This window comes from Nitrospira lenta (genome assembly GCF_900403705.1).
Classification (GTDB): domain Bacteria; phylum Nitrospirota; class Nitrospiria; order Nitrospirales; family Nitrospiraceae; genus Nitrospira_D; species Nitrospira_D lenta.
In genome coordinates this window covers 1-23,276 of sequence record NZ_OUNR01000012.1, presented here as the reverse complement: position 1 = coordinate 23,276, position 23,276 = coordinate 1, and the positions used below count along the sequence as shown (strand labels likewise).

Genomic DNA, 23,276 nt, shown 5'->3' with positions numbered 1-23,276 from the left:
GACGATGATTCTGGCAGGCGATATCGGTGGAACCAAAACGAATCTCGCCCTCTATGATTGGCCCACCGAGCGGGTGGAACCGGTCAGGCTGGAGACGTTTCTTAGCGCCGACTACAAATCCCTCGAAGAAATTCTGGAAGAGTTTCTCACTCCGCCGACGCCGCCGATGCTGTTGGACGAGATTGATGCCGCCGCGTCGAGTGAAGGCGAATCGAACGAAGCGCCGGCGCCCCCTGAACCCGTCACGCTCACTGCGGCATGCTTTGGCATTGCCGGCCCGGTGATCGAGAACCGCTCCAAGACCACCAATCTGCCGTGGGTGGTGGATGGAGCGGCGATAGCCAAGCGATTCGATATTCCACGCGTGCAATTGCTCAACGATCTTGAGGCGACCGCCTACGGGATTTTGCTGTTGCGGCCTGACGAATTGGAGGTGCTCAATCCCGGCAGTCCCCCTCCCCAACGGCAAGCGCTGGCGCTCATCGCCGCCGGGACCGGACTTGGCGAGGCGATTCTTTTCTGGGACGGCAAGTCCTATCGCCCAATGCCGTCGGAAGGCGGGCACGCCGACTTTGCTCCGAATAACGACTACGAAATCGAACTGTTGCGCTATCTCCGCAGCCAGTTCCTCCACGTCAGCTATGAACGAATCCTATCTGGACCCGGACTGAATGCGATCTATGAGTATGTTCGCGACACGAAGAAAAACGAACCGACGTGGCTCGCAGAAAAAATCAAGGCTGGCGATCCGGCGGCCGAAATTGCCGAGGCCGGCCTGAAGGGTCAGGCCGACATCGCCAAGCAGTCGTTGGATCTGTTTGCCTCTATTTACGGCGCCGAGGCCGGCAATCTGGCGCTCAAAGCGCTGTCGCTCGACGGCGTGTATGTGGCCGGGGGGATGGCTCCGAAACTCATCAAGAAACTTCAGGATGGCACGTTCATGAAAGCCTTTGTCAATAAAGGGCGGTACAAGCGCCTGCTGACTAACGTGCCGGTAAAAGTCGTGATGAACCAGAAGACCGCGTTGCTCGGAGCGGCCTCGGTTGCTGCCGCTCTTTCTCATGCTCCGGCGCTATGACCACGCAGTTAGATCTCGATAGACTCAAGAAAGCCGCGGCATTGGAAGCCGTCGAGTTCGTTCGCGACGGCATGATCGTCGGACTGGGCACCGGTTCGACGGCCAAGCATATGATTGTCGCCCTCGGTGAAAAAGTTCGGGCCGGGATGCGGTTGCGCGGAGTGCCGACATCGCACGAAACGGCTGCGCTTGCCAAAGAGGCCGGCATTGCCCTCATCGATGCCGACAGTCGGTGGGAGCTTGATGTGGCGATCGATGGCGCCGATCAGGTCGATCCCGGATTCAATCTGATCAAAGGCGGCGGCGGCGCCCTCCTGAAGGAAAAGATCGTTGCGGCCTCCGCGAAGCAATTTATTGTGCTGGTGGATTATACGAAGCAAGTGCCTATGTTGGGAGGATCCTTTCCCCTTCCGATCGAAATCATTCCCTTCGGGTGGGGCAGCACGGCGCGAGAGATCGAATCCTTGACCAAGAGCCGGGTAGTGCTGAGAGAGAAAAACGGCGCTCCGTTCAGGACCGAAGCCGGGAATCTGATCGTGGACGTACACATTGCGCGGATTCACCATCCGAAGGATCTCGAAATAGCCTTGAACCAGATTCCTGGAGTTGTGGAAACCGGTCTGTTCATCGGTCGAACCAGTATCTTGATCGTCGGTTCCCCTCACGGAGTCGATATCCACCATGCGCCGGAGCAATGAGTGAATCCGTCGGCAGGCGTTATCTGTTCACGACAGTGGCCAGACGAGCCCGTGCACTGCTGGTTCTTCCGCTAGCTCCCCTCCTTCTCTCGGCCGTCCATCCGGCCATTGCAGCAACCACGACGACACGACCGAAAGGCAAAGATATGAACATCGATGATGCGTCGGGCAATCTGGATCCCTATCGCTTACCCCGGCACGTTGTGCCGCATCGCTACGACTTACGGCTGGAGCCGGACCTTCGCGCCGCGACCTTCTCGGGCCTCGCTGTCATCGCCGTCACGGTCACGCATGCGACTAGCACCATCATCCTGAACGCGGTCGATCTCACGATTTCATCGGCGACGCTTGAAGGGACAGCCGGCGGCCGGCTTGATGCGACGGTCGAGCTTGATGCGGCGATGCAGCGTTGCCGGCTGACGTTTTCCCGTTCTCTTGCAGTGGGCGAGGCGCAGCTCACGCTGGTGTTTCAAGGAACATTGAATGACCACCTGCGTGGTTTTTACCGCAGTACCTATAAGGATCAGGCGGGCGTGTCTCACACCATGGCCGCCACACAGTTTGAAGCGACCGATGCACGACGAGCCTTCCCCTGCTGGGATGAGCCGGACTTTAAAGCGGTCTTTGCCACCACGCTGGTGATTGATCCGAGTCTCACGGCGGTATCGAATGCGTCCGTCCTGTCCGACTCCGTCTTGTCCGGCAAAAGAATCATGCGGTTTGCCGACAGTATGAAGATGTCCACCTATCTCGTCGCCTTCATTGTCGGGCAACTCGAAGCGACCAAGGCCCTGTACGTCGGCTCCACGCCACTGCGTCTCTGGACCGTGCCTGGGAAACAGCCGCTCACGCGGTTCGGTCATGAAATCGCCGCGGCGTCGCTAACGTTTTTCGAGGAGTATTACGGCATTCCCTATCCGGGAGATAAGCTCGATCTCCTCGCCATTCCCGACTTCGCCTCCGGTGCGATGGAAAACCTCGGCGCCATTACCTTCCGGGAAACCGCTTTGCTGGTCGATGAGCACACCGGCACGCATGCGGAGCGGGAGCGGGTGGCCGATGTCGTCGCCCATGAGAACGCGCATATGTGGTTCGGCGATCTCGTCACGATGTCGTGGTGGAACGGGCTCTGGCTGAACGAGGCCTTTGCCACCTTCATGGAAATGCTCGCGGTCGATGCGTGGAAGCCTGAATGGAAACGCTGGGACGCGTTTGGGGTCTCGCGCGCTGCGGCCTTCTCCGTGGATGGTCTGCTGAGCACGCGTCCGATCGAGTATCCCGTTCGCGCGCCCAAAGACGCGGATGCCATGTTTGACGTGCTGACCTACGAAAAAGGCGCCTCGGTGCTTCGCATGCTCGAACAACATATTGGACCGGCGGTCTTTCGCGAAGGCGTGCGGCACTATCTCCGCGCCCATGCGTACGGGAACGCGGATACGAACGATCTGTGGGTGGCATTGGGACAGGCGTCGAAGCAAGCGGTTCCTGAACTCATGAACGGCTGGATTTTTCAGTCGGGCTATCCCCTCGTCACCGTGCGTCAGGACAATGAGACGGAGCTCGTGCTGTCACAGCAGCGGTTTACCTATCTCGCATCTCCTGAATCGACCGAGCAGTCTTGGCAGATTCCTGTTCCGCTCCGAATCACCGCCGGCGGCACCACCGAACATCGCCGTCTCCTCTTGGCTGATCGGGAAGTGCGCGTGAGTCTTCCGAAAGGCGTCCAGCACCTGTTCGTCAATGAAGCGGGACACGGATTTTATCGAGTGCGATACGAGTCCTCGCTGCTGCAGCGTATCCTGGAAGCTGGAGTTGATCGCCTCGCGCCGAGCGAGCGATTCAATCTGGTCAGCGATGTCTGGGCGACGACGGTTTCAGGGCTCACGCCGCTGTCCGATTATTTGCGTCTGACCAGCCACTTCACCGGCGAGCGGGACAAAAATGTATGGGCCGTCCTCCTCGATGCCTTTTCGTTCTTGAACCGCATTATCGCGGCCGCCGACCGGCCGGTGTTGGAAGCCTTCGTTCGTGCGCGCCTTCTCCCTGCCGTAACCGAGCTTACGTGGCAGCCGAAGCCCGGCGAGGACGATCTTGTGAGACAGTTGCGGGGAGAGCTTATCGGTGTGTTGGGAAAGCTCGGCAACGACCCGGCTATTCAAGCGCAAGCCGCAGAGCAGTATCGACTGTACCGCGCAGACCCTTCCCGCGTTGACCCCAATGTCGTCCCTGCGCTCGTGGCCATTCTGGCCTACACCGGCGACGAGGTGCGCTACAACGAGTTCTTCGAGCGCTCCCGAACCGCGGCGACGCCGCAAGAGGAGCGGCGGTATTTGTTTGCGCTCGCCGCCTTTCAAGCCCCGGCGTTGTTGGCGCGCACACTCGCCCGAACGGTCAGCGGCGAGATGCGGACTCAGGATGCGCCGTTCGTCGTCAGTGCCGTGATGGGGAATGTGTATGGGCGTGAACAGGCCTGGGAATTTGTGAAGACGAACTGGGATCTGATGGACCGGCTGTTTCCGAAGCAAGGCTTGCGGCGGATGTGCGGCGGCATCGTCGCGCTGGCCACGGCTGAACTTGAACAGGATGTGCGAGCGTTCTTCCTTTCCCGCAAGATCGATCTTGGCGGAAAAACATTGGACCAATATCTGGAGCAGCTGCGGATCGCCGTGACCTTCCGCGAACGAGAACGCGACAGATTGCCGATCTACCTCCAATCACAACAACCCGGAGCGTAGCCATGATCAAGCGCATCGCCTTCACCGTCTACCCTGTCACGGACATGCCTCGGGCGCGACGGTTCTATGAGGAGATTCTCGGTCTCCGCATGGCTCGCCGCGAGTCGCATGAGTTCGAATGGGTCGAATATGATCTGGACGGGGGGACATTCGCCCTCACCAATTTGAAAGAAGGAGGAGCGCCCAGTGCCGATGCCGGTGGCAGCATTGCCTTCGAAGTGCAGAACGTCGATGACACGATCGAGCAGTTGCGAGCGAAGGGAGTGCGAGTGAAGCTCGAACCACTCTCCACACCTGTCTGCCGTCTCGCTGTGATTCTGGACTCCGAGGGCAATGCCCTTACCCTGCATCAGGTGACGCAGCCCTGGTAGGACTTGCGGCAAATGTCCTTCTGAGTTTACGAAGGTGTTCCGCATGGGTTACGGCGCCAGTGCGACGAGATCATTGATCTGGCTGCGCCGGAGCTCGAGCAAGATCTGTGGGCGTTGTTCACGTCGAACACGATCGATCTTGGCGGAAAACATTGGACCAATATCCGGAGCCGCTGCGCATGGTCTTGTACTTTTAGGGGGTAGCCGAAAACGCGCGGCCGCGAGTACGATGGCCGTCACTCATCACGGGATGGAAGGGCCGTTTCATGAGGCTGATGGCGTGCCCGTTCTGCGGCACAACAAAAACTCGACTCGCAGTCCGCCGGTCGTTCACGGACAGACTCTTGGGGTATGTGACGGTCTATCCGTTCCGCTGCCAGCTGTGCGCGCGGCGGTTTCGTTCTTTTCTCGGAAAAGTTGCCACTAATCCCCGCCGAAACTTCGATCGGGTTGCGGTCGATTTCCCCGTGTGGCTGAAACCGCTGCATGCCTCACCGCAGGCGTTGGGGGAAGAAGGGACTATCCAGGATTTGTCGATTCGCGGCTGCCGGATCCGTTGTGAGCGTCCCGTGGTTCCGGGGACACGGGTTGAGTTGGAGTTTCAACACTCCAACGCATCGTTCCCAATTACGGTGGAGGAGGCGATTGTCCGGTCTTCATCCCAGGGAGAAATCGGCCTGCGATTTATCCAACTGCATCGGCAGGATCAACGGCGTATCCGGAGTATTCTGGATCTTTGGTTGCCGGAACCTGCGCTTCCTCGCTAAGTGATCGGTGTGCACCATCAAGTCGTGGCGACTCACTCGTATCTAAGGACGGGCAGCGGCCGCTGTCCGAGTATACGGTAGGTGCTGAGAAATCCCACGAGAAGCGTGAGGATCATCGTCAATCCCAGTCCGATGAGCAGCACGTGGGGATGCAGGGCCCAGCCGAGTTCGAACACCCATCGAAGAAGTGCCCAGGACAAGGCGCTGGCTAGTCCGACACCGATCGCGCCCCCCACGATTCCCAGCAACAGATATTCGATCGCGAAGGAGCCGATGAGCAACCCCCGGGTGGCGCCCAAGGCCTTCAGCACCGCGGATTCATAGAGGCGCCGATACCGGGTGGCTGCGAGCGCCGCTCCCATGACAAGGCCTCCGGTGAGGACGCAGAAGAGCGCCACGGCTCGAATGGCCAGAGACAGGCGATCGAGGATGCGGGCAAAGCTATCGAGGACATCGCCGATATTGATCGCCGTCACGTTGGGAAATTCGGCGACAATCGCTTGTTGCAACGAGACCTCGTCGGAGGGCGGGACCTGCACGGTCGCCACATAAGTGAGGGGCGCGCCATCCAGTGCGCCGGGCGACAGGACCATGTAAAAGTTTGTGGAGAAGTTGCCCCACTCTACTTTGCGAATGCTGCCGACCTCTGCGACCAGCGGCGTGCCCTGAATGTCCAGCTCGATCGTCTGTCCGACATCCAGCCCCATTGCCTTGGCGGCGTCTTCCTCGACCGAGATGATGGGGAGCGTAAAGGTCTGGCCAGGTGTCCACCACCGGCCTTTCACGATGACGTTGTCCTTCGGCAGCTGATCCAAGAAGGTCAGCACATATTCTCTGGTGAGGTACCATGCCTTGCGGCGCTGATCCTTATCGCCCGATTGGGCGGTCCGCTCCTCCTCCTCGGATACAGCTTCAGTCTTGATCGGTTGGCCGTTTACGGCTACGACCCGTGAGCGAATCAGTGGAGTCAGATTTGGTGTGCGGACCCCTACCCGGTCACGGAGCAGACGAGAGATACCGTCCACTTGGTCCGGTTGAATATCAATGAAGAAAAACGTTGGGGCATCCGCCGGCCGGCTCTCGCCGAGCTGTCGGAGCAAGGCCTGTTCAACCAGCGCGACGGTTACGATCACCATGACCCCAATCCCAATGGCGATGGTCATGCTGACGGCCTGACTCCCCGGACGAACAATGTTGCCGACCGCATGGCGTACGGCCAGATTCTTTGGCCGGGCCACGACAGCCAGTGCTTGGATCACTAGCCAGGCGGCGCTTCCTAACAGTGCGAGTGCGAGCGAGAAGGCTCCCATAAAAAGGAGTCCAATTTTCCACGTTCCGGCTTGCCACATCGACAGCAGGGCAAGCCCGACGACGATGGTGCCAGCGGTGAGCAGCTTTGTCCGATCAAGGCGAGCGATGTGCCGGTGCCAGCTCCGGTCCGTAGTGTCCGCAGGCGATTCCGATGCGAGCGCGTCGCGTCGCAACAGCGCGACCGGTTTAACGGATCGAATGGCTAATAACGGCCACAGGGTGAAGAGCAATGTGGTGAGCAGGCCGAGGGCCAGCCCTTTACTGAGCGGCAGAAATGAGTATAGGGAGAGTCCCGATGTAAAGCCAATTTGCCCCAGCATGTCCGAGGCGAACCACGAAGACAATATCCAAGGCACGGCTTGTTCTAGACTGACGCCGAGGATCAGTCCCGCGACGCTTCCGGTCAGTCCTAGGAGGAGGGCCTGGGTCATATAGGTGCGAATGATGGTGGGAGAATCGGCGCCGACGGTTTTCAAGATGGCGATCGTTGACAGCTTTTCACGAAGGAAGGCGCGTACGGATGTCGCGACGCCGATCCCGCTGACAAACAAGGCGGTCAGTCCGATGAGCCCGAGATACCTGGTCAATTGCTCCAGAAATTGTTTCAGTTGCGGTTGCGCCTCTCGATACGTCGAGACGCGCGCGGAGTCCGCCGCCAAACGGCTCCGCAATTCATACAGGAGCGGTTCAATTTTGGTGTCGGCCGGGGTTTGTAACAGATAGCGTTCGCGTACGCGACTGCCGAGTTTTACTAGTTCTGTGGCGCGGAGCCCCTCCTGGGCAATCAGCACGCGAGGGCCCAGGCTGAACGCATTTGCCATGCGGTCTGGTTCCGTGCGCACGATCCCGGTAATCCGGAAGCTGGCCTGGCCGATGGTGAGCGACTGGCCAAGCTTCAATCCCATTCGAATGAGCAGTGATTCTTGAACTACTGCGCCCCAGCAGGGCGATCCCGGGCAGCCGGCCGACTGGAGCTGCAGCAGTTCCCACAGCGGGCGATCCGGTTCCAGTCGCAGGGCCCCATACAACGGATAGAGCGATTCCACCGCCTTAAGCTCGACAATTTGTGACGATTGGCCGGAGGCGCGTGTTCCGGGACCGTGAGCGGCCATCCCGATCAACTCGCTCACGTGAGTCATCGCGATGTCGCGACTGGTCAGCGAGGTGAGAAAGGTGAGTCCTGCGGGACTCACCTGCCGCGAGAGGCGAACCTCAAGATCCCCGCCGAGTAAGCCACGGGCTTCCTTCGTGACGGCTTGCTCAAGATGGGCGGAAAATAGTGAGACTCCCACCAGGGCGCCTACTCCCACCGCAATGCTGGTGAGGAAATAGAAAAAGTGTCGCCAAGCTGCGCGAGTTTCGCGCCACGCCATTTTTAGTGCGAAGGTGTTCACGTCAGGAACCCGTCAATTGGTCTGACTCGATGCGGCCATCGCGCAGGGCGACGACTCGTTGCATTCGACCGGCCAGGTGTTGATCGTGAGTGACAAGGACCAGGGTAGTGCCAAAATCTCGATGCATGTTCAGGAGGAGATTGACCACCTGGATTCCCGTCGTGCTGTCCAAATTGCCGGTCGGTTCATCGGCAAATAAAAATGGTGGACGGCAGGCAAAGGCTCGGGCGACCGCGACACGCTGCTGCTCGCCACCGGATAGCTGCACGGGATAATGATCGAGGCGGTCGGCCAGTCCCACGGAAGCTAATAGTTCAGCCGCGCGCACCTGGCCGTCCTGCTCGCCGCTCAGTTCGAGGGGAGCGGCGACATTCTCCCGAGCGGTGAGCGTGGGAATGAGATGGAATGATTGAAAAATGTAGCCGATCTTCGCGCGTCGGAACTTGGCGAGCGCGCTTTCGGACATCGTCGTTAACTCAGTCCCATCTAACGTGATCGATCCTGTAGTTGGACGATCGAGACCGGCCATCAATCCGAGGAGCGTCGACTTTCCGCTTCCGGATGCTCCGACGATCGCGATCATCTGCTTGTCGGGAATCTCCAGCGTGATGTCGTCCAGAATGGGAACCGCTCGCCCTCCGGCTGCCAGACTCATTGAAAGTTTCGTGACGGATATCATGGGTCGGTTCTTCCTCCCTTCAGCTCAGGACAGACCGCAAGATGGTATTATACTGTATCGATTATGGAGCGTCGGTCGAAATTGCGAACGCTTAGAATAGCCGCGTATGTCGGATGGCTTCTGCTAACAGGACTTTCAGGCGAGCGTGCGGTCGTTTTGGCTGCGGGAGCCTCATCGGTCGATGATCGGCCGAGGATCGTGGCCTTTGGTGACAGTCTCACGGCTGGGCTCGGCGTTGCCGCAGATGAGACCTATCCGGCAGAGCTACAGCGGCGGTTGGATGCGCTCGGGCTGCGATATCGGGTCATCAACGCTGGAGTGAGCGGAGAGACGACGGCGGGTGGTCTGCGCCGTGTGCCGTGGATTTTGCGGAGTAAACCTGAAATCGTGATCCTTGAACTGGGAGCCAATGATGGCCTGAGGGGACTGCGGGTAGAAGAGACGAAAGCCAATCTTGAGCGCATCATTCAGCAGCTGCAGCAATCCGGCACGCAAGTGATTTTGGCCGGGATGAAGCTCCCGCCTAACTACGGCCATGACTATCTGTCAGCATTCGAGCGCCTATACCCTGACCTGGCGACACGCTACCGCCTGCCGCTCATCCCGTTTTTTTTGGAAGGAGTGGCGGCCTCCAATACGCTCAATCAAGCCGATGGCATCCACCCGACGGCCCATGGCTATCGCGCGATTGTAGAAATGATGCTTGGAAGATTGCAGCCAGTTCTGAAGGGGAGGGAGAAGATGCGCAATGGGGCGAAACAATAAACTCCCGCCCGTTGATTTCTCAGCCGGGCAGGAGTCTATCTCAATCAGTCCGTACTAGGGATAGGTTACGACTTCTTCAGGAATGTGTCGTACACGCCGTACGCCAAAATTCCCCCGATCATGACATAGTACAACCCGGTGATGCCGCTGTAATCCGGGGGACCCTCACCATGCGCTTCATTCGCCAAGACCTGCGGCGCGACCGTGAGTACGACCGCAAGAGCCATGCTTCCTGTTTCCAATAGTCTCTTCATCATCATTCCTCCCTCAAGGGTATATCGAAAATGAGGACCGCATTCTACAAAAATAGAATGGGGCTGTGCAAGATCCCCCTCCATAAGTTTGGGAGGCAGAAGATCGGCTATTTGTATGAACGACGTTACCGTGGGGCCGTTTGCTTCGTGATGGCGTTGAGGGCTTCGGCGACCTGCTTGCAAGAGCCAGCCAATCGATCCAGCTGATTTCCCTTGCTGGAAAAATCCTGCGCCATAGATTTCAGCTGACCATCGTAGCGGCTGACTTCCCCTGAAAGTTCAGCGACTTTGCTCAAGGCGACTTTGTAGGTTGCGAGTTCTTGCTGGAGCGCTTGCGAGGTTGCCTGAGCCGTCTTCGCTTCCGCGGTAGAAGCCTGGAGTTGCTGGCTCAATCGGGCCACATAGGCTTCTCGATCTCGCATGTCGGATTCCAGTTTCAGCTGGACTTCTTCGCTATCCCGGCGACGGTCCTCAAGATTTCGGATGGTCTGGATCCAGTTCGAAACCTCCCCTGGAGCGATGGGGGGAGGTAGCGGCATCGATTGGGCCTGCTCGATGGCTTTGATCGCGGGTTGCAGCCACTCCACAAACACCATGACTTCACTGAGCTTGACGTCGGCGGAGGAACTCTGGCCCATAGTCGGTGCCCCGTTTCCATTACTCTGAGGTTCAGGTTGCGTGGTTGCCTTGACGTCTCGCGGAGTATCTTTTGATTTCCGGGATTGCCGCGGTTGGGACCACCGATGGTATTCGAGTAAGACCGCGATACAGTGGCGGCAAATCGGTTCTTCGGGAAGGGTGCAGGAACATTTTGAAATTAAATGCCCGTCTTTCAACCGGATGGTTTGTTCATAGAGCCCGGAGTTTCCGATCACCGCAGAAGAAATTTGCGCATCATCGGCTTCCACGATGCGCACCCGATTTTCGGACAAGTATTGATGGCCGATTTGAAAGGCGGAGATCTCAACCACAGCCTTGATCATCTGGGGGTCCAGAAGCCCGAGTCGATCGGCGCTGCAGGGAATTTTATTTTTCATGGTTGCCATGGAGTGTGACCCTCAATATAGAGGTAGTCTGCCTCGCTGGTTCAACACTGTCAAGCAGTGAGCGGTTCTGTTCAGGAGTGCGAAGTGCGAAGGGGAACGGTCTACTTGCAGCGCTGTGGGGGACCCTGCTGGCTGATGGGTGTGAGCCATACATAATCTGCGATGCCGTCGTGTACGAGATCTTGGATATCTTCAACGCGTGTGTGATCGAAGGAGGCGAGATACACCGTTGCTTGTGAGACGCGCCCGCCCATGCGACGAGCGACTCGTTTTGGGATCGGCAGATTAAACTGGATATGTCCCCCACCCGTGTAACTGAGAATTGCAGTCTGGTCTTGCGGCTTTTGGCGAGCGGTGAGAAGTGCCGCCGTCACCGTTTTGGCCATCCCTTCGTCGCGCACCATGGACGCTTCGTACATCCTGGCATAGTCTTCGTCGCTTCCCCCTCCATGGCAGCGTTTTAGCTGATCTAGAATCCTGGCGCGGTAGGCCTGGTCATCGACGATGGCCTCGTGGTCCATTCCCCATTCAACCCAGTCCCGTCCCTTCCGAGCATCATCGAGCCCCACGCTCACGACCTGGCGGATCAGCGGTTTGGGCGGATTCATGGCCCGGAGTGTCAGCTGGTGCTCACGGGAAAAATTCACCAATGGCTCGTAGTTATCAAAGGCACCACCCCAATTCTGCTTCCAGTGGCTGTGATCAAGAAACATCTGCCGGTCCTGTCCGGGTGTGGCGAGGTATGTATCCAGAGCGGGTTGCCCGTCCCATCCGAACATCTCCATCGTGAGTACCGGATGGCGGCCGTTGGTCAGCAGCGTTTGTAGAACAGTGAGAGCAGCCTCTATATGGTGTTGGTTGTAGTGCTCTTCCCCCAGATACACGATGTCATAATGCGTGAGTGTCGTGAGAAATGTTGGGAGGTCGATGGATTGCCCAGTTTTTACATCGATCACGCGGCCTGCTTGCCAGGATGCGACAGGGGAATTTGCAGGAATCGTAGATGTGTTGCCGGCACAGGCTGCGATGAGAAGTTGTCCGATGACCAAGAGGAAAAGAGGAAGGATGCGAGAGATTGTCAGCCGGTGCACAAAGAGAGGAGTCATAGGCATCTCCTAACACAGCACGTCTGTTGCAACAAGTCTGTTGTCTTGACGGAAGAAGAGCTGGACCACTATCCTCCCCTCTCCTGAGCGAGCTTGACCAGTCTGTTACGAGATGCATCCCCGGTACTGACTATGTCTGAGAGCGACATCTTTGCAGAGTTTCGTCGAGCCGTAAATCGTGCTATTGGCGAATCTGAACAAAAGTGGGAGGATTCTAGGCGTCTTCTTGAGCCCGCTGTATTCCCGTCGATTTTGGGACAATTGGTTCAGCACTCTCAGGCGGCTTCAGTGCCACTTCAGGTAAAGGCCGCGCTGGCTCGTGTGTTGGGCCAGGACCAGGCTCGCCGAGTCCAAGATCTTGACGGCGCTGCACTCAAAGCTCTGACCGGATACCCGCCGTCTAAAGCATTCCGTTCGCTGTGCCTCTATTTTGGTCTCGTTGAGGGCCGAGCTTCGAAATGGCCCACCGCAGATCTTCCCAGTGAAGAGGTGGCGCGCGCGCTTCAATCGTTGCCCAATCCGTTCGATCTCTTGCTCGCGACGCCTGTTGCCACCGTGCTCGATCTGGGCGCCGGCGATCTTTCATTTGCCGGCGAACTCGTCGATCACTACGGTCCTCTGCTCCTCACGCATCAGCGAGAGCTGGTCCTGCATGCGGTGGATCGTCTGGATCCGCGCTCGAAATTAGGTGGGCCATTGCATCCTGGACGAGACCGGATTGCCCAACTCCAAGCGAGACCGGGCCTGGCCTTTCGCTTTTACGGCAATCAGGACATGTTCGACCTTCACGAACTGGATGAATCCGGTCATCTGGCGGCGCGGTATACGCTGGTCACCTGCTGGGCCCCTGCCACCCCGACGTTTGCCTATGAGCCGACGCGGCTCTCTGAGGCGGTCATCCAGGAAGATCTCCGGCGGAGTAAAGGTGCCTTTCGGCACGTGCGCTATGAGGGCGAGTCAGCTCTTGAAGTGCAACATGGGGAGCGGGCCCTGATCTTTCCCTCTTGGAAATTTGACATTCGCGGACCAGTGGCCCTGCTGAACCTCATGGCCCGCCGCGGGCTGGTTGGGGTCTTGGGTGCGGTAGACTCCCAGGTATTCTGGGAAATACTCGCGCAATTGCTCGAAGATGCCCGCTACCGTCCCCAGAATCAGCCGTTCAATCAGGAAAATCTTCCCGTCGTCTTCGGTGCTATCTATCAACATCTGATGCAATTGAAAGTGGGGGATGTCGTCTCACTCGCCCAACTCGGCGTTCTGCGCTCTTGTCTTCCCGCGAGTGCGCTGATCCAGACGGCCCAACCTACATATGGTTTTCGGGATGTGTGGATTCGCCGAGGAGCCGTGTTCCCCGGGGTTCCTGCCAGTAGTACGGCTCGTCAATTTATGCATATGCGCGAAGAAAGTCCCCCCTGGTTCCTGACGCTCGTCCCGGAAGATCGGCGGCCCTAGCCACGTCTCCGTGGGTGTGTGTAGTCACTCCCTCGCAAGATACCGATGAAAAATTGACCGTCTGTAGACCCTTTGTTAGACTTTCGTCGTGTCTTGCCAGAACTTTCATCTCAATAGGAACGGCTACGCAATCCTATGAAATCCACGCAACTCGTGTCCTCTATTCAGGAAAATATTGCCCGCGTCATCAAAGGCAAATCCAGGGTCATTGAGCTGGCCGTCGTGTCGCTCCTAGCTCGCGGCCATTTGTTGCTCGAAGATGTGCCAGGGGTCGGGAAAACGACGTTGGCTCATAGTCTAGCCCGCTCGCTGGACTGTTCATTCAAACGCATCCAATTTACCAGCGATCTGCTTCCGTCCGATATTGTCGGTGTGTCCATCTTCAATCGGCAAAAGCAGGGATTTGAATTTGTGCCGGGACCGATCTTCGCGAATATCGTGCTGGCCGACGAGATCAATCGCACGACGCCCAAGACCCAAAGTAGCTTGCTGGAGGCCATGAGTGAGGCTCAGATCTCGGTCGACAATCAGACCTGTCCCCTTCATCAACCCTTTATGGTCATTGCCACCCAAAATCCCGCTGAGTATCACGGCACCTTTCCCTTGCCGGAATCCCAGCTCGACCGGTTCTTGATGCGTGTGCAGATCGGCTATCCGTCGCCTGAAGAAGAGCGCAAGGTGCTGGAGCGGCCGCAATCGCTTCATCCTGCAGAGGCGCTTCAGCCGGTCGCCACCGCTCAAGATGTGCTCGCGCTGCAACAGCAGGTCGACGATGTGCTGATGGAAGAGAGTCTGATGGAGTATCTGCTGGCGATCGTGCTGGCCACCAGACAGTCGGATTTGTTGTCGCTCGGAGTCAGTACGCGTGGGGCATTGGCGCTCTGTCGAGCGGCCAAAGCGCTTGCGTTTGTCAGGGGGCGAGCCTATTGCTTGCCGGATGACATTAAAGAGCTGGCTCCTGCGGTGCTGTCTCATCGCATCATGGTGAGCCGGTCGCAGGGCTTGCGCCATCGCAGCTTTGAACAGTCGGAGCAGATTATTCAGGATCTCGTCGAATCCGTTCCCGTTCCCGTCTAGCAACGACGTGCATTCCCGCTCCATCGGAATACTGCTGATATGCTCACCAGCGTGCGCCGTCTGTTCAGCCATTTCTTGCGCCATCGCTCGACTCGGGTCACGACGGAAGGCACGCGGTTTCTCTTTTTCACCCTGGCGGTTGCAGTCGCCGCGATCAATACCGGTAACAATTTGTTCTACCTGCTCCTGGCTATGATGCTGAGCATCATCCTGATGTCCGGCATCATGGCCGAGTATTGCCTTCGCCGATTGGAATTTCACCGGCACCTTCCCGATCTTGTGTATGCCGGCGAACCGGTGACCGCGACGGTGGTGGTGGCCAACCGCAAATCACGTCTCCCGAGCTTTTCTCTGCATCTCTGGGATGTGACGGGCAAGCAGGATTTCGATCGCGGCTTCACCCTGTGGCAATTGATGCCCGGAGCTAGCCAGATCTTGTCCTACCCCTTCATTGCGACCAGGCGCGGGCGGTTACGTTTCGACGGAGTTCGTGTCGGGACATCGTTTCCGTTCGGCCTTTTCCACAAAAAGGCGTACTACCCTCTCGATGGATCAATTGTGGTGGCTCCGATCGTTCGACCGCTTGAGCGTACGTTTCTACGGGACGTGGCCTTGTTCGGTCAGGATATGAGCCTGTCGAGAAAAGGACACGGAAGCGATCTCTATAATCTCCGTCAATACCACGCGGGTGACGATTCACGGTCGATTCATTGGCTCTCCACGGCCCGTACGTCCAAGCTCATGGTTCGGGAAACGGAGGCGGAAGATCAGCGGCGGGTCACGCTCATGCTCTCGCTCCTCGCGCCTCCCAGCCATGAGCAATTGTTTGAAGAAGCCGTTTCACTCACCGCATCGATGGTGCAGGATCTTGGGGCTAGGGGATATCAGGTTCGACTGGTTGTCGGAGAGGTGTCCTCGCCGTTTGGCCAAGGTGAGGCCCATCTCTTGGGCCTCATGGAAACCTTGGCCCTCTGTGAACGCCGGCATCCCGATGGACTGGAAAGTCAGCCACCCTCTGGCGATGTTTCGTATGATCCTGAAGGGGGAGCCACCATTCTGCTTGTGCCGTGGGGTGAGGCGAGAACAGTCTTCCACGGGGTGAAACCCGATGGCATTGTGTCGGAGTCAGTACTTCAGGGTAGGCTGCATGCCGTTTAATCAGGCGTTACAGTTGTCGTCCGTGTTACTTGCCGCCGCTGCGTTTATCGGACTGGCGCTTGGGCGGAGTTTGCCGGAATGGTTGGTGCTTCTCACAGGTACCGCTCTGATCGTCACCCTCCTTCGAGCTCTTGGTGTGGGGCAATTTCGCCGCGCGTTTGATCGCATCCGATTATCGACCACGGCCTGGAATATTCTGACCGTGCTGGCGTTTGCCGGGTTCTGGGTCGATGTGTTGTGGATTTCCGCAGACCTGCTCGCTGCCGGTGTGCACTTTCTCATGATTCTGATGGTCATCAAGCTGTTTAACTTGGATCAGCGGCGTGACTATCTGCATCTCTACGCGATCAGTCTCATGGCAATTCTTGGATCTGCCGCCTCGACCACGGATCTGTGGTACCTGCCGGTGTTTCTTGCCTATCTTCTGATGGGAGTCTGGACACTGTTGCTGTATCAGCTCACCAAGGAATCAGATGCGGGGGGCAGTCCCCCAAGTCTTCCTAAAGAGTCGACGACAATTCCCAGAGGACGGCAGCAGATCACCCCGGAATTATTCTGGCTGGCAAACGGCCTCGCTGTCGGTGCCTTGTGTCTCACTGTACTGATCTTCTTTACGATTCCCCGTGTCAGTGCCGGGTTCGGTCAAAAAGGGTCCGGAGAAGGTCTTCGCACATCAGGGTTTTCCGAAACTGTCGATCTCGGCATGATCGGTCCCATCAAGCGGGATCCGGGTATTGTGATGCGGGTGGAACTCCCGGATCGGACCGGGCTGCAGATGGACCGGTTCTATTTGCGGGGCATGGCGTACGACCGATACGACGGCAAGTCGTGGACCACTCGTTTGTCACATCGCCGGTCGCTGGCTGAATCGCCGGCTGGGACGTTTACGGTGCGGCACATTTCTTCGCGTTCGCCCCGTCCGCTAGGCCAGGTTATTCGCCAAACGATTCTGCTCGAAGCACTCGATACGGCCGTACTCTTTGCTGCTCCCAATCCTGAATCTATCAGCGGACAATTCCTGGCGATTCAGTCCGATCCGACCGGTGCGATCTATCTCCCGTTCCCAGCCTCAGCGCGTCTCGAGTATACCGTGCATTCTCGGCCCACGCCGGTTGCGCCTGCCGATCTTCAATTTCAGCCTGCCGTATATACCGAGCTGTTCACGCAGCATTTTTTGCAACTTCCAGAATCATCCGAGCGCGTCAGGGAGCTGGCCCAAGAGATCACGCGATCGAAAACGAGCGCCTATGAGAAGGCGCAGGCGATTGAGGCGTACCTTTCCAAAAATTATCGATACAGCCTCGACATTTCTTCTGCTGTGCAAACGCGTCCACTTGAAGAGTTTCTGTTTGAGCGGAAAACCGGATACTGTGAACATTATGCGACAGCCATGGTGGTGTTGTTACGCAACGTGGGGGTACCTGCACGGTTGGTCACAGGATTTCTTGCGACCGAATGGAACGAGTATGGCAACTACTATCTGGTGCGGCAGCGAGACGCCCATGCGTGGGTCGAGGTCCATTTACCCCATTCCGGCTGGGTTACGATGGATCCGACTCCGGCCGTGAGCGAGACGGTCGGAGACTCACAGTGGTTTGCCGCGAGCCGGATGATCGATACGCTCCGTCTACGCTGGAACCGCTTCTTTGTCCAGTACAACGCAGCCGATCAGTTGGCGGTGGTGCGGGGCCTCAAGGAAGGAACGACGGTAGTTCGTGATCGAGCCTGGAGCTCGTTGTCTTCTCTATTGGCGCCGGCAGGTGATTTTGCAGGCAAGCTTCTCAGTCGTGCCGTCGAAGGAAACGTGCGCCTCACGGTAGGATTTCTGAGCTGTATCGCGCTCGGACTGGGCTTGGTGATATGGCTGGTGCAGCGAAAACCATGGAACCGGTGGAGGCCTTCTGGCACGAATCATGGAGAGCATGTCGTCATTACGCAGATTTATCGTAATGTCCTAAAACAGGTCGCCCGCTACGGTATCGTCAAGGCGGAGCCTACGACTCCGAGAGAGTTCATGCTGGTTGTGGGGAATCAGTGGGCAGCCGCGGCTGAATCCGTATCGACGGTCACGGAGTTGTATTGCCGAGGACGATTCGGGAAGGTGATTCTAACCCAGCAAGAGATCGGTTTGGCCTATCAGAGCTTGAGGCAGCTGACACTGCTCGATCCTCCATCAAGATAGCAGCCTGGCACATCGGGTGAACGATTTCAGGTCCGTGTGACGGATGGCTAGAATGAATCCAGATCCACATTTCCTCCGGTCAGAATCACCCCAACCCGCCGGCCGACCAGCGCTGGTTCTCGTCGCAGCAGAGGAGCTAGGGCTACGGCGCTAGAGGGTTCTATTTCCAGCTGGAGTTTCTCTTGTGCGAACTGCATCGCCGTCAGGATTTCTTCCTCTGAGACCAGAAGCACGTCCGTGAGATGCTGCTTCAAGATGGGGAGCGTCCTGCTGCCAAGGCTGGTTCGAAGGCCATCTGCCAATGTGCAGGGGTTGATCATGGGAAGGACTTCATTCCGACGAAGCGACTCAATAGCATCTGCCGCGCCGAGCGGCTCGCAGGCATACAGCAATAAGTGTGGATTCAGATGATGAGCTGCTACGCATAGGCCTGATAAAAGTCCCCCTCCCCCAACCGGTGCCAGCACGACATCCAGATGGCTGACCTGCTGAAGCAGCTCCAGCATGATAGTTCCTTGGCCTGCAATCACTTGAGGATCATTGAATGCATGGATCTGCCGGGCGTGCTCCTGCGCAAGGGTGTCATGCAAAGCCTGTTCTGCAGCCGCACGATCTTCGACCACGATCACGTGAGCGCCATGTTGAGCGATAGCCAGCCGCTTTCTCGGTACGTACGGCTTCGGGACAATCACATATGCGGAAAGGTGAAGTAACGAGGCTGCTAGGGCAAGGCCTTGTCCGTGGTTTCCGGATGAAATGGTGGCAACGGTCCGACCTGATCCCTTTGCTGTTACTTGGGAGGCTGCGTTGTAGGCGCCGCGAAACTTGAAAGACCCTGTCCGTTGGGCTGTCTCGCATTTCAGAAAGACAGTGGCGGACGTTACATCATCAAGCGCTACACTTGTCTTGACTGGTGTGATGAGAGAGACGTTGTGGAGCGTTTCTCTTGCTCGCAAGATATCTTCGAAAAAGACCTCAATGCCCATAGGTCTTACCGGAAGAATACGAACATGGAGACCAAGAGTCGAACTCAATCAGGAAGGGTGGAAGAATTTCCAGAACTATATGGAGCGGGAAAAGGGATTTGAACCCTCGACCCTCGCCTTGGCAAGGCGATGCTCTACCACTGAGCTATTCCCGCTCTCAAGAGGACTCAAGAAGAGGGGGGATTCTACTGAGACAGGAATGTACTGTCAAGCCGCTCACTCCAATAAATTGGTTGAACCAGGCAGCTTATGAATTGGGCCACAAGAGACTAAGTCGTTACTAAATGGTAGCGTACGATATCGGTCGCCTGATTAATATGTAACGCATTGTTTTTATGTGGTGTATTGCGAGTATGTGCTATCCACACTAGGGCCATTGGTACATGAACTACTCATTGATGGCCAGATGCTGAATGTTGATCCTGTCACAGCAATAGATAACATAGCTCTTATATAACAACAGTTTGTATATTTTTGTCCGTTGCGATTCTACGCAAATGCAATGGTTTGGATATTGCGATACTGAAGTACCGTTATGACCAAGAACATTCACCAGATGTCTAACGAGATCAAGAATCACGAGCTTGATTTAGCTAAGCGCGGTGGTGGGTTCTTGGCAGGTCCATCAGGAAGGGGGGTGGTGGAGTTCAGCTGTGCGGAAGTAAAGGGTACGCGGGCTCTTTGAGCCCTCAACTTAGGAGGTGTTCACAATGTTTTTGTCACGCAGACAGTTTTTGAAAGTCTCTGCGGGAACGGTTGCCGCGGTGGCGGTGGCCGACAAGGTCCTGGCGTTGACCGCGCTGCAGCCGGTCATCGAAGTCGGGAACCCGCTGGGTGACTACCCGGATCGGTCGTGGGAGCGTGTCTATCACGACCAATACCGGTACGATTCATCCTTTACGTGGTGTTGTTCGCCGAACGATACGCATGCCTGCCGTATTCGGGCCTTCGTCCGGAACGGTGTGGTGATGCGCGTCGAGCAGAACTACGACCACCAAACCTATGAAGACCTCTACGGCAACCGCGGCACGTTCGCGCACAATCCGCGCATGTGCTTGAAGGGGTTCACCTTCCATCGCCGCGTGTACGGCCCCTATCGTTTGAAGGGTCCGTTGATGCGGAAAGGCTGGAAGGCGTGGATGGACGACGGTTCCCCCGAGCTGACGCCAGACACCAAGCGGAAATACAAGTTTGACAGTCGCTTCCTAGACGACATGCTCCGCGTGTCCTGGGATACGGCCTTCACCTATGCGGCCAAGGCGATGGTGATCATTGCCACGCGGTATAGCGGTGAGGCCGGTGCGCGTCGTCTCCGCGAGCAGGGCTATGCTCCGGAAATGATCGAAATGATGAAGGGCGCAGGGACCCGGTGCTTCAAGCATCGCGCTGGTATGCCGGTGCTCGGTATTCTCGGTAAGATGGGCAACACCCGCATGAACGGTGGTATCAACGCGTTGTTGGACACCTGGATTCGGAAGGTCAGCCCGGAACAGGCGCAGGGCGGCCGGTATTGGTCGAACTACACCTGGCACGGCGACCAGAACCCCGCCCACCCCTGGTGGTCCGGGGCGCAGGGTTCCGACATCGACCTGTCCGACATGCGCTTCTCCAAGCTGAACACCAGCTGGGGTAAGAACTTCGTCGAAAACAAGATGCCGGAAGCGCACTGGAAGTTGGAATGTATCGAGCGCGGCGCCCGTGTGGTCGTCATCACGCCCGAATACAATCCGACCGCCTATCGTGCCGACTACTGGATGCCGCTGCGTCCGGAGTCAGACGGCGCCCTCTTCCTGGGTGCGATGAAGATCATTGTCGATGAAAACATGCACGACATTGACTTCTTGAAGTCATTCACCGACGCGCCCATCCTGGTGCGTACCGACACCCTCCAGTATCTGGATCCGCGGGATGTGGTGAAGGACTATGCCTTCCCCGACTTCTCGAAGAGCTACTCGGGCCGCATGCAATCGTTGAAGCCGGAGCAGATCGAGCGGCTCGGCGGTATGATGGTTTGGGATCTCAACAAGAAGCAGGCGGTGCCTCTCCATCGTGAACAGGTGGGATGGCACTATACGAACAGCGGTATCGATGCAGCCCTCAACGGCACGTTCCGTGTGAAGCTGCTCAACGGTCGTGAGATCGATGCGATGCCGGTGTGGCAGATGTACCTGGTGCACTTCCAGGACTACGACCTGGATACCACGCATCAGATTTGCCGCACTCCGAAGGACCTCATCGTCCGGTGGGCTCGCGACTCAGGCACGATCAAGCCGGCCGCGATCCACAACGGTGAAGGTACCTGTCACTATTTCCATCAGACCATTAACGCCCGCGGTGCCGCGATGGTGCTCATCATCACCGGGAACGTCGGTAAGTTCGGAACGGGACAGCATACATGGGCCGGTAACTACAAAGCCGGAACATGGACCGCCACCCCCTGGTCCGGCGCTGGTCTGGCCGTGCACACCGGTGAAGATCCGTTCAACATCACGACGGATCCGAACGCGCACGGGAAGGAAATCAAGACCAAGTCGTACTACTACGGCGAAGAGGTCGGTTATTGGAACCACGGCGACACCGCCTTGATCGTCAATACTCCCAAGTATGGACGGAAGGTCTTCACCGGGAAAACCCACATGCCGACCCCGAGCAAGTTCCGTTGGGTGACCAACGTCAATGTGCTCAACAACGCCAAACACCATTACGACATGGTGCGCAACGTGGATCCGAACATCGAGACCCTGATCACGCAGGACATCGAGATGACCTCGGACGTCAACCACAACGATATCGCCTTTGCCTGTAACTCCTGGATGGAGTTCACCTATCCGGAAATGACCGTGACGGTGTCCAATCCGTGGGTGCAGATTTGGAAGGGCGGGATTCGTCCCTTGTACGACACGCGCAACGACCTCGATACCTTCGCAGGCGTGGCGGCGAAATTGTCGGAGATGACCGGCGACAAGCGCATGAAGGACTACTTCGCGATGGTCTATACCAACCGCGTGGACGTCTATGCGCAGCGGATGCTCGATGCCTCCTCGACCTTTTACGGCTACTCAGCAGACGTCATGCTGAAGTCGGAAAAGGGCTGGATGGTCATGGTTCGTACTTATCCGCGGCACCCCTTCTGGGAAGAGACCAACGAGTCGAAGCCCATGTGGACCCGCAGCGGCCGGTACGAGAACTATCGTATTGAGCCGGAAGCCATCGAGTACGGCGAAAACTTCATCTCTCACCGTGAGGGACCGGAAGCGACACCGTACTTGCCCAACGCCATCTTTACGACGAACCCCTATGTTCGTCCGGATGACTACGGGATTCCGATCACGGCGCAACATCACGATGACAAGACAGTCCGTAACATCAAGCTGTCCTGGCACGAGATCAAGCGGCACAGCAACCCGTTGTGGGAAAAAGGGTACCAGTTCTACTGCGTCACCCCGAAGACCCGGCATCGGGTGCACAGCCAGTGGTCGGTGAACGACTGGGTGCAGATCTATGAGTCGAACTTCGGCGATCCGTACCGCATGGACAAGCGGACGCCAGGGGTCGGCGAACACCAGTTGCACATCAACCCACAGGCCGCGAAAGACCGCGGCATCAACGACGGCGACTACGTCTATGTGGACGGGAACCCGGTGGACCGGCCGTATCGCGGCTGGAAGCCCTCGGATCCGTACTACAAGGTGGCGCGGTTGATGATCCGGGCGAAGTACAACCCCTCCTATCCGTACCACGTCACGATGGCAAAGCATGCCCCGTACGTGTCGACGCCGAAGTCGGTGAAAGGCCACGAGACACGTCCGGACGGACGCGCCATCGCGGTGGACACCGGCTATCAATCCAACTTCCGGTATGGGGCCCAACAGTCCTTTACCCGGAACTGGTTGATGCCGATGCACCAAACCGACTCACTCCCGGGCAAGCACGCGATTGCCTGGAAGTTTAAGTGGGGCTATCAGGTCGACCACCACGCGATCAACACGGTCCCGAAGGAATGTCTCATCCGCATCACCAAGGCGGAAGACGGCGGCATCGGGGCACGCGGTCCGTGGGAACCGGTTCGGACCGGCTTCACGCCGGGTCAGGAAAACGAGTTCATGATCAAGTGGCTCAAGGGCGAACACATCAAGATCAAGGTGTAAGGCCGCGAGTCGGACAACTTGAATGGAAATGTGTCAGTAACAATGAGTCACTACATTCGGATCATGACT

The 23,276-nt window shown here is 57.5% G+C and carries 17 protein-coding genes and 1 tRNA gene; 11 read left to right on the top strand and 7 right to left on the bottom strand.

What is annotated here, in order from left to right; all coding sequences use genetic code 11:
• The first annotated feature begins 4 nt into the window (after window positions 1-4).
• From glk to NITLEN_RS06420, 5 genes are all read left to right on the top strand, one after another.
• Window positions 5-1,078, top strand: coding sequence for a glucokinase (gene glk, locus NITLEN_RS06440; RefSeq protein WP_121988785.1), 1,074 nt, complete (start codon window positions 5-7; stop codon window positions 1,076-1,078).
• The gene (rpiA, locus tag NITLEN_RS06435) at window positions 1,075-1,776 is read left to right on the top strand and encodes a ribose-5-phosphate isomerase RpiA (protein WP_121988784.1); all 702 of its coding nucleotides are present in this window, start codon (window positions 1,075-1,077) and stop codon (window positions 1,774-1,776) included. Before glk ends, rpiA begins: the two co-directional genes overlap by 4 nt.
• Complete coding sequence (locus tag NITLEN_RS06430; RefSeq protein WP_121988783.1) at window positions 1,773-4,511, top strand: M1 family metallopeptidase; 2,739 nt, start codon at window positions 1,773-1,775, stop codon at window positions 4,509-4,511. Before rpiA ends, NITLEN_RS06430 begins: the two co-directional genes overlap by 4 nt.
• A gap of 2 nt (window positions 4,512-4,513) precedes the next feature.
• Window positions 4,514-4,882, top strand: coding sequence for a VOC family protein (locus NITLEN_RS06425; RefSeq protein WP_121988782.1), 369 nt, complete (start codon window positions 4,514-4,516; stop codon window positions 4,880-4,882).
• A 266-nt stretch (window positions 4,883-5,148) separates the two neighbouring features.
• Window positions 5,149-5,649: a PilZ domain-containing protein gene (locus NITLEN_RS06420; RefSeq protein ID WP_121988781.1), complete on the top strand. Its 501-nt coding sequence runs from the start codon at window positions 5,149-5,151 to the stop codon at window positions 5,647-5,649.
• Between the two features lie 32 nt (window positions 5,650-5,681).
• On the opposite strand, the gene NITLEN_RS06415 is transcribed toward NITLEN_RS06420, so the two are convergent.
• Window positions 5,682-8,354: an ABC transporter permease gene (locus NITLEN_RS06415; RefSeq protein ID WP_146216118.1), complete on the bottom strand. Its 2,673-nt coding sequence runs from the start codon at window positions 8,352-8,354 to the stop codon at window positions 5,682-5,684.
• A gap of 1 nt (window position 8,355) precedes the next feature.
• Window positions 8,356-9,033, bottom strand: a complete 678-nt coding sequence (locus tag NITLEN_RS06410) for an ABC transporter ATP-binding protein (protein WP_121988779.1) — start codon at window positions 9,031-9,033, stop codon at window positions 8,356-8,358.
• Window positions 9,034-9,231: 198 nt separating this feature from the next.
• Between NITLEN_RS06410 and NITLEN_RS06405 the strand changes: the two genes are divergently transcribed.
• Window positions 9,232-9,798: an arylesterase gene (locus NITLEN_RS06405; protein WP_245924399.1), complete on the top strand. Its 567-nt coding sequence runs from the start codon at window positions 9,232-9,234 to the stop codon at window positions 9,796-9,798.
• A gap of 65 nt (window positions 9,799-9,863) precedes the next feature.
• Here NITLEN_RS06405 and NITLEN_RS06400 read toward each other — a convergent pair whose 3' ends face one another.
• The 3 genes from NITLEN_RS06400 to NITLEN_RS06390 form a co-directional block, all read right to left on the bottom strand.
• A complete protein-coding gene (locus tag NITLEN_RS06400) occupies window positions 9,864-10,058 on the bottom strand; it encodes a hypothetical protein (protein WP_121988777.1) in 195 nt (64 codons plus the stop codon).
• A gap of 119 nt (window positions 10,059-10,177) precedes the next feature.
• The gene (locus tag NITLEN_RS06395) at window positions 10,178-11,098 is read right to left on the bottom strand and encodes a hypothetical protein (protein WP_121988776.1); all 921 of its coding nucleotides are present in this window, start codon (window positions 11,096-11,098) and stop codon (window positions 10,178-10,180) included.
• Between the two features lie 101 nt (window positions 11,099-11,199).
• Window positions 11,200-12,204, bottom strand: coding sequence for a ChaN family lipoprotein (locus NITLEN_RS06390; RefSeq protein ID WP_181416683.1), 1,005 nt, complete (start codon window positions 12,202-12,204; stop codon window positions 11,200-11,202).
• 288 nt (window positions 12,205-12,492) lie between these two features.
• Here NITLEN_RS06390 and NITLEN_RS06385 point away from each other — a divergent pair, with 288 nt between their 5' ends.
• From NITLEN_RS06385 to NITLEN_RS06370, 4 genes are all read left to right on the top strand, one after another.
• A complete protein-coding gene (locus NITLEN_RS06385; RefSeq protein WP_121988774.1) occupies window positions 12,493-13,656 on the top strand; it encodes a hypothetical protein in 1,164 nt (387 codons plus the stop codon).
• Window positions 13,657-13,791: 135 nt separating this feature from the next.
• Window positions 13,792-14,733 carry an AAA family ATPase gene (locus NITLEN_RS06380; RefSeq protein ID WP_121988773.1) on the top strand — a complete coding sequence of 314 codons (942 nt, stop codon included), beginning with the start codon at window positions 13,792-13,794 and terminating at the stop codon, window positions 14,731-14,733.
• A 39-nt stretch (window positions 14,734-14,772) separates the two neighbouring features.
• Window positions 14,773-15,891 (top strand): DUF58 domain-containing protein, encoded by a 1,119-nt coding sequence (locus tag NITLEN_RS06375; protein ID WP_121988772.1) that lies wholly within the window; start codon window positions 14,773-14,775, stop codon window positions 15,889-15,891.
• Window positions 15,881-18,073, top strand: a complete 2,193-nt coding sequence (locus tag NITLEN_RS06370; protein WP_181416682.1) for a transglutaminase TgpA family protein — start codon at window positions 15,881-15,883, stop codon at window positions 18,071-18,073. Before NITLEN_RS06375 ends, NITLEN_RS06370 begins: the two co-directional genes overlap by 11 nt.
• Before the next feature lie 47 nt (window positions 18,074-18,120).
• On the opposite strand, the gene NITLEN_RS06365 is transcribed toward NITLEN_RS06370, so the two are convergent.
• Both NITLEN_RS06365 and NITLEN_RS06360 read right to left on the bottom strand, forming a co-directional pair.
• A complete protein-coding gene (locus tag NITLEN_RS06365; RefSeq protein WP_121988770.1) occupies window positions 18,121-19,059 on the bottom strand; it encodes a pyridoxal-phosphate dependent enzyme in 939 nt (312 codons plus the stop codon).
• A gap of 80 nt (window positions 19,060-19,139) precedes the next feature.
• Window positions 19,140-19,214 (bottom strand) — tRNA-Gly (locus NITLEN_RS06360).
• A gap of 555 nt (window positions 19,215-19,769) precedes the next feature.
• Here NITLEN_RS06360 and NITLEN_RS06355 point away from each other — a divergent pair.
• Entirely contained in the window at window positions 19,770-23,207 is a 3,438-nt protein-coding gene (locus NITLEN_RS06355; protein WP_121988769.1) for a molybdopterin-dependent oxidoreductase, read from the top strand.
• The last annotated feature ends 69 nt before the right edge of the window (window positions 23,208-23,276 follow it).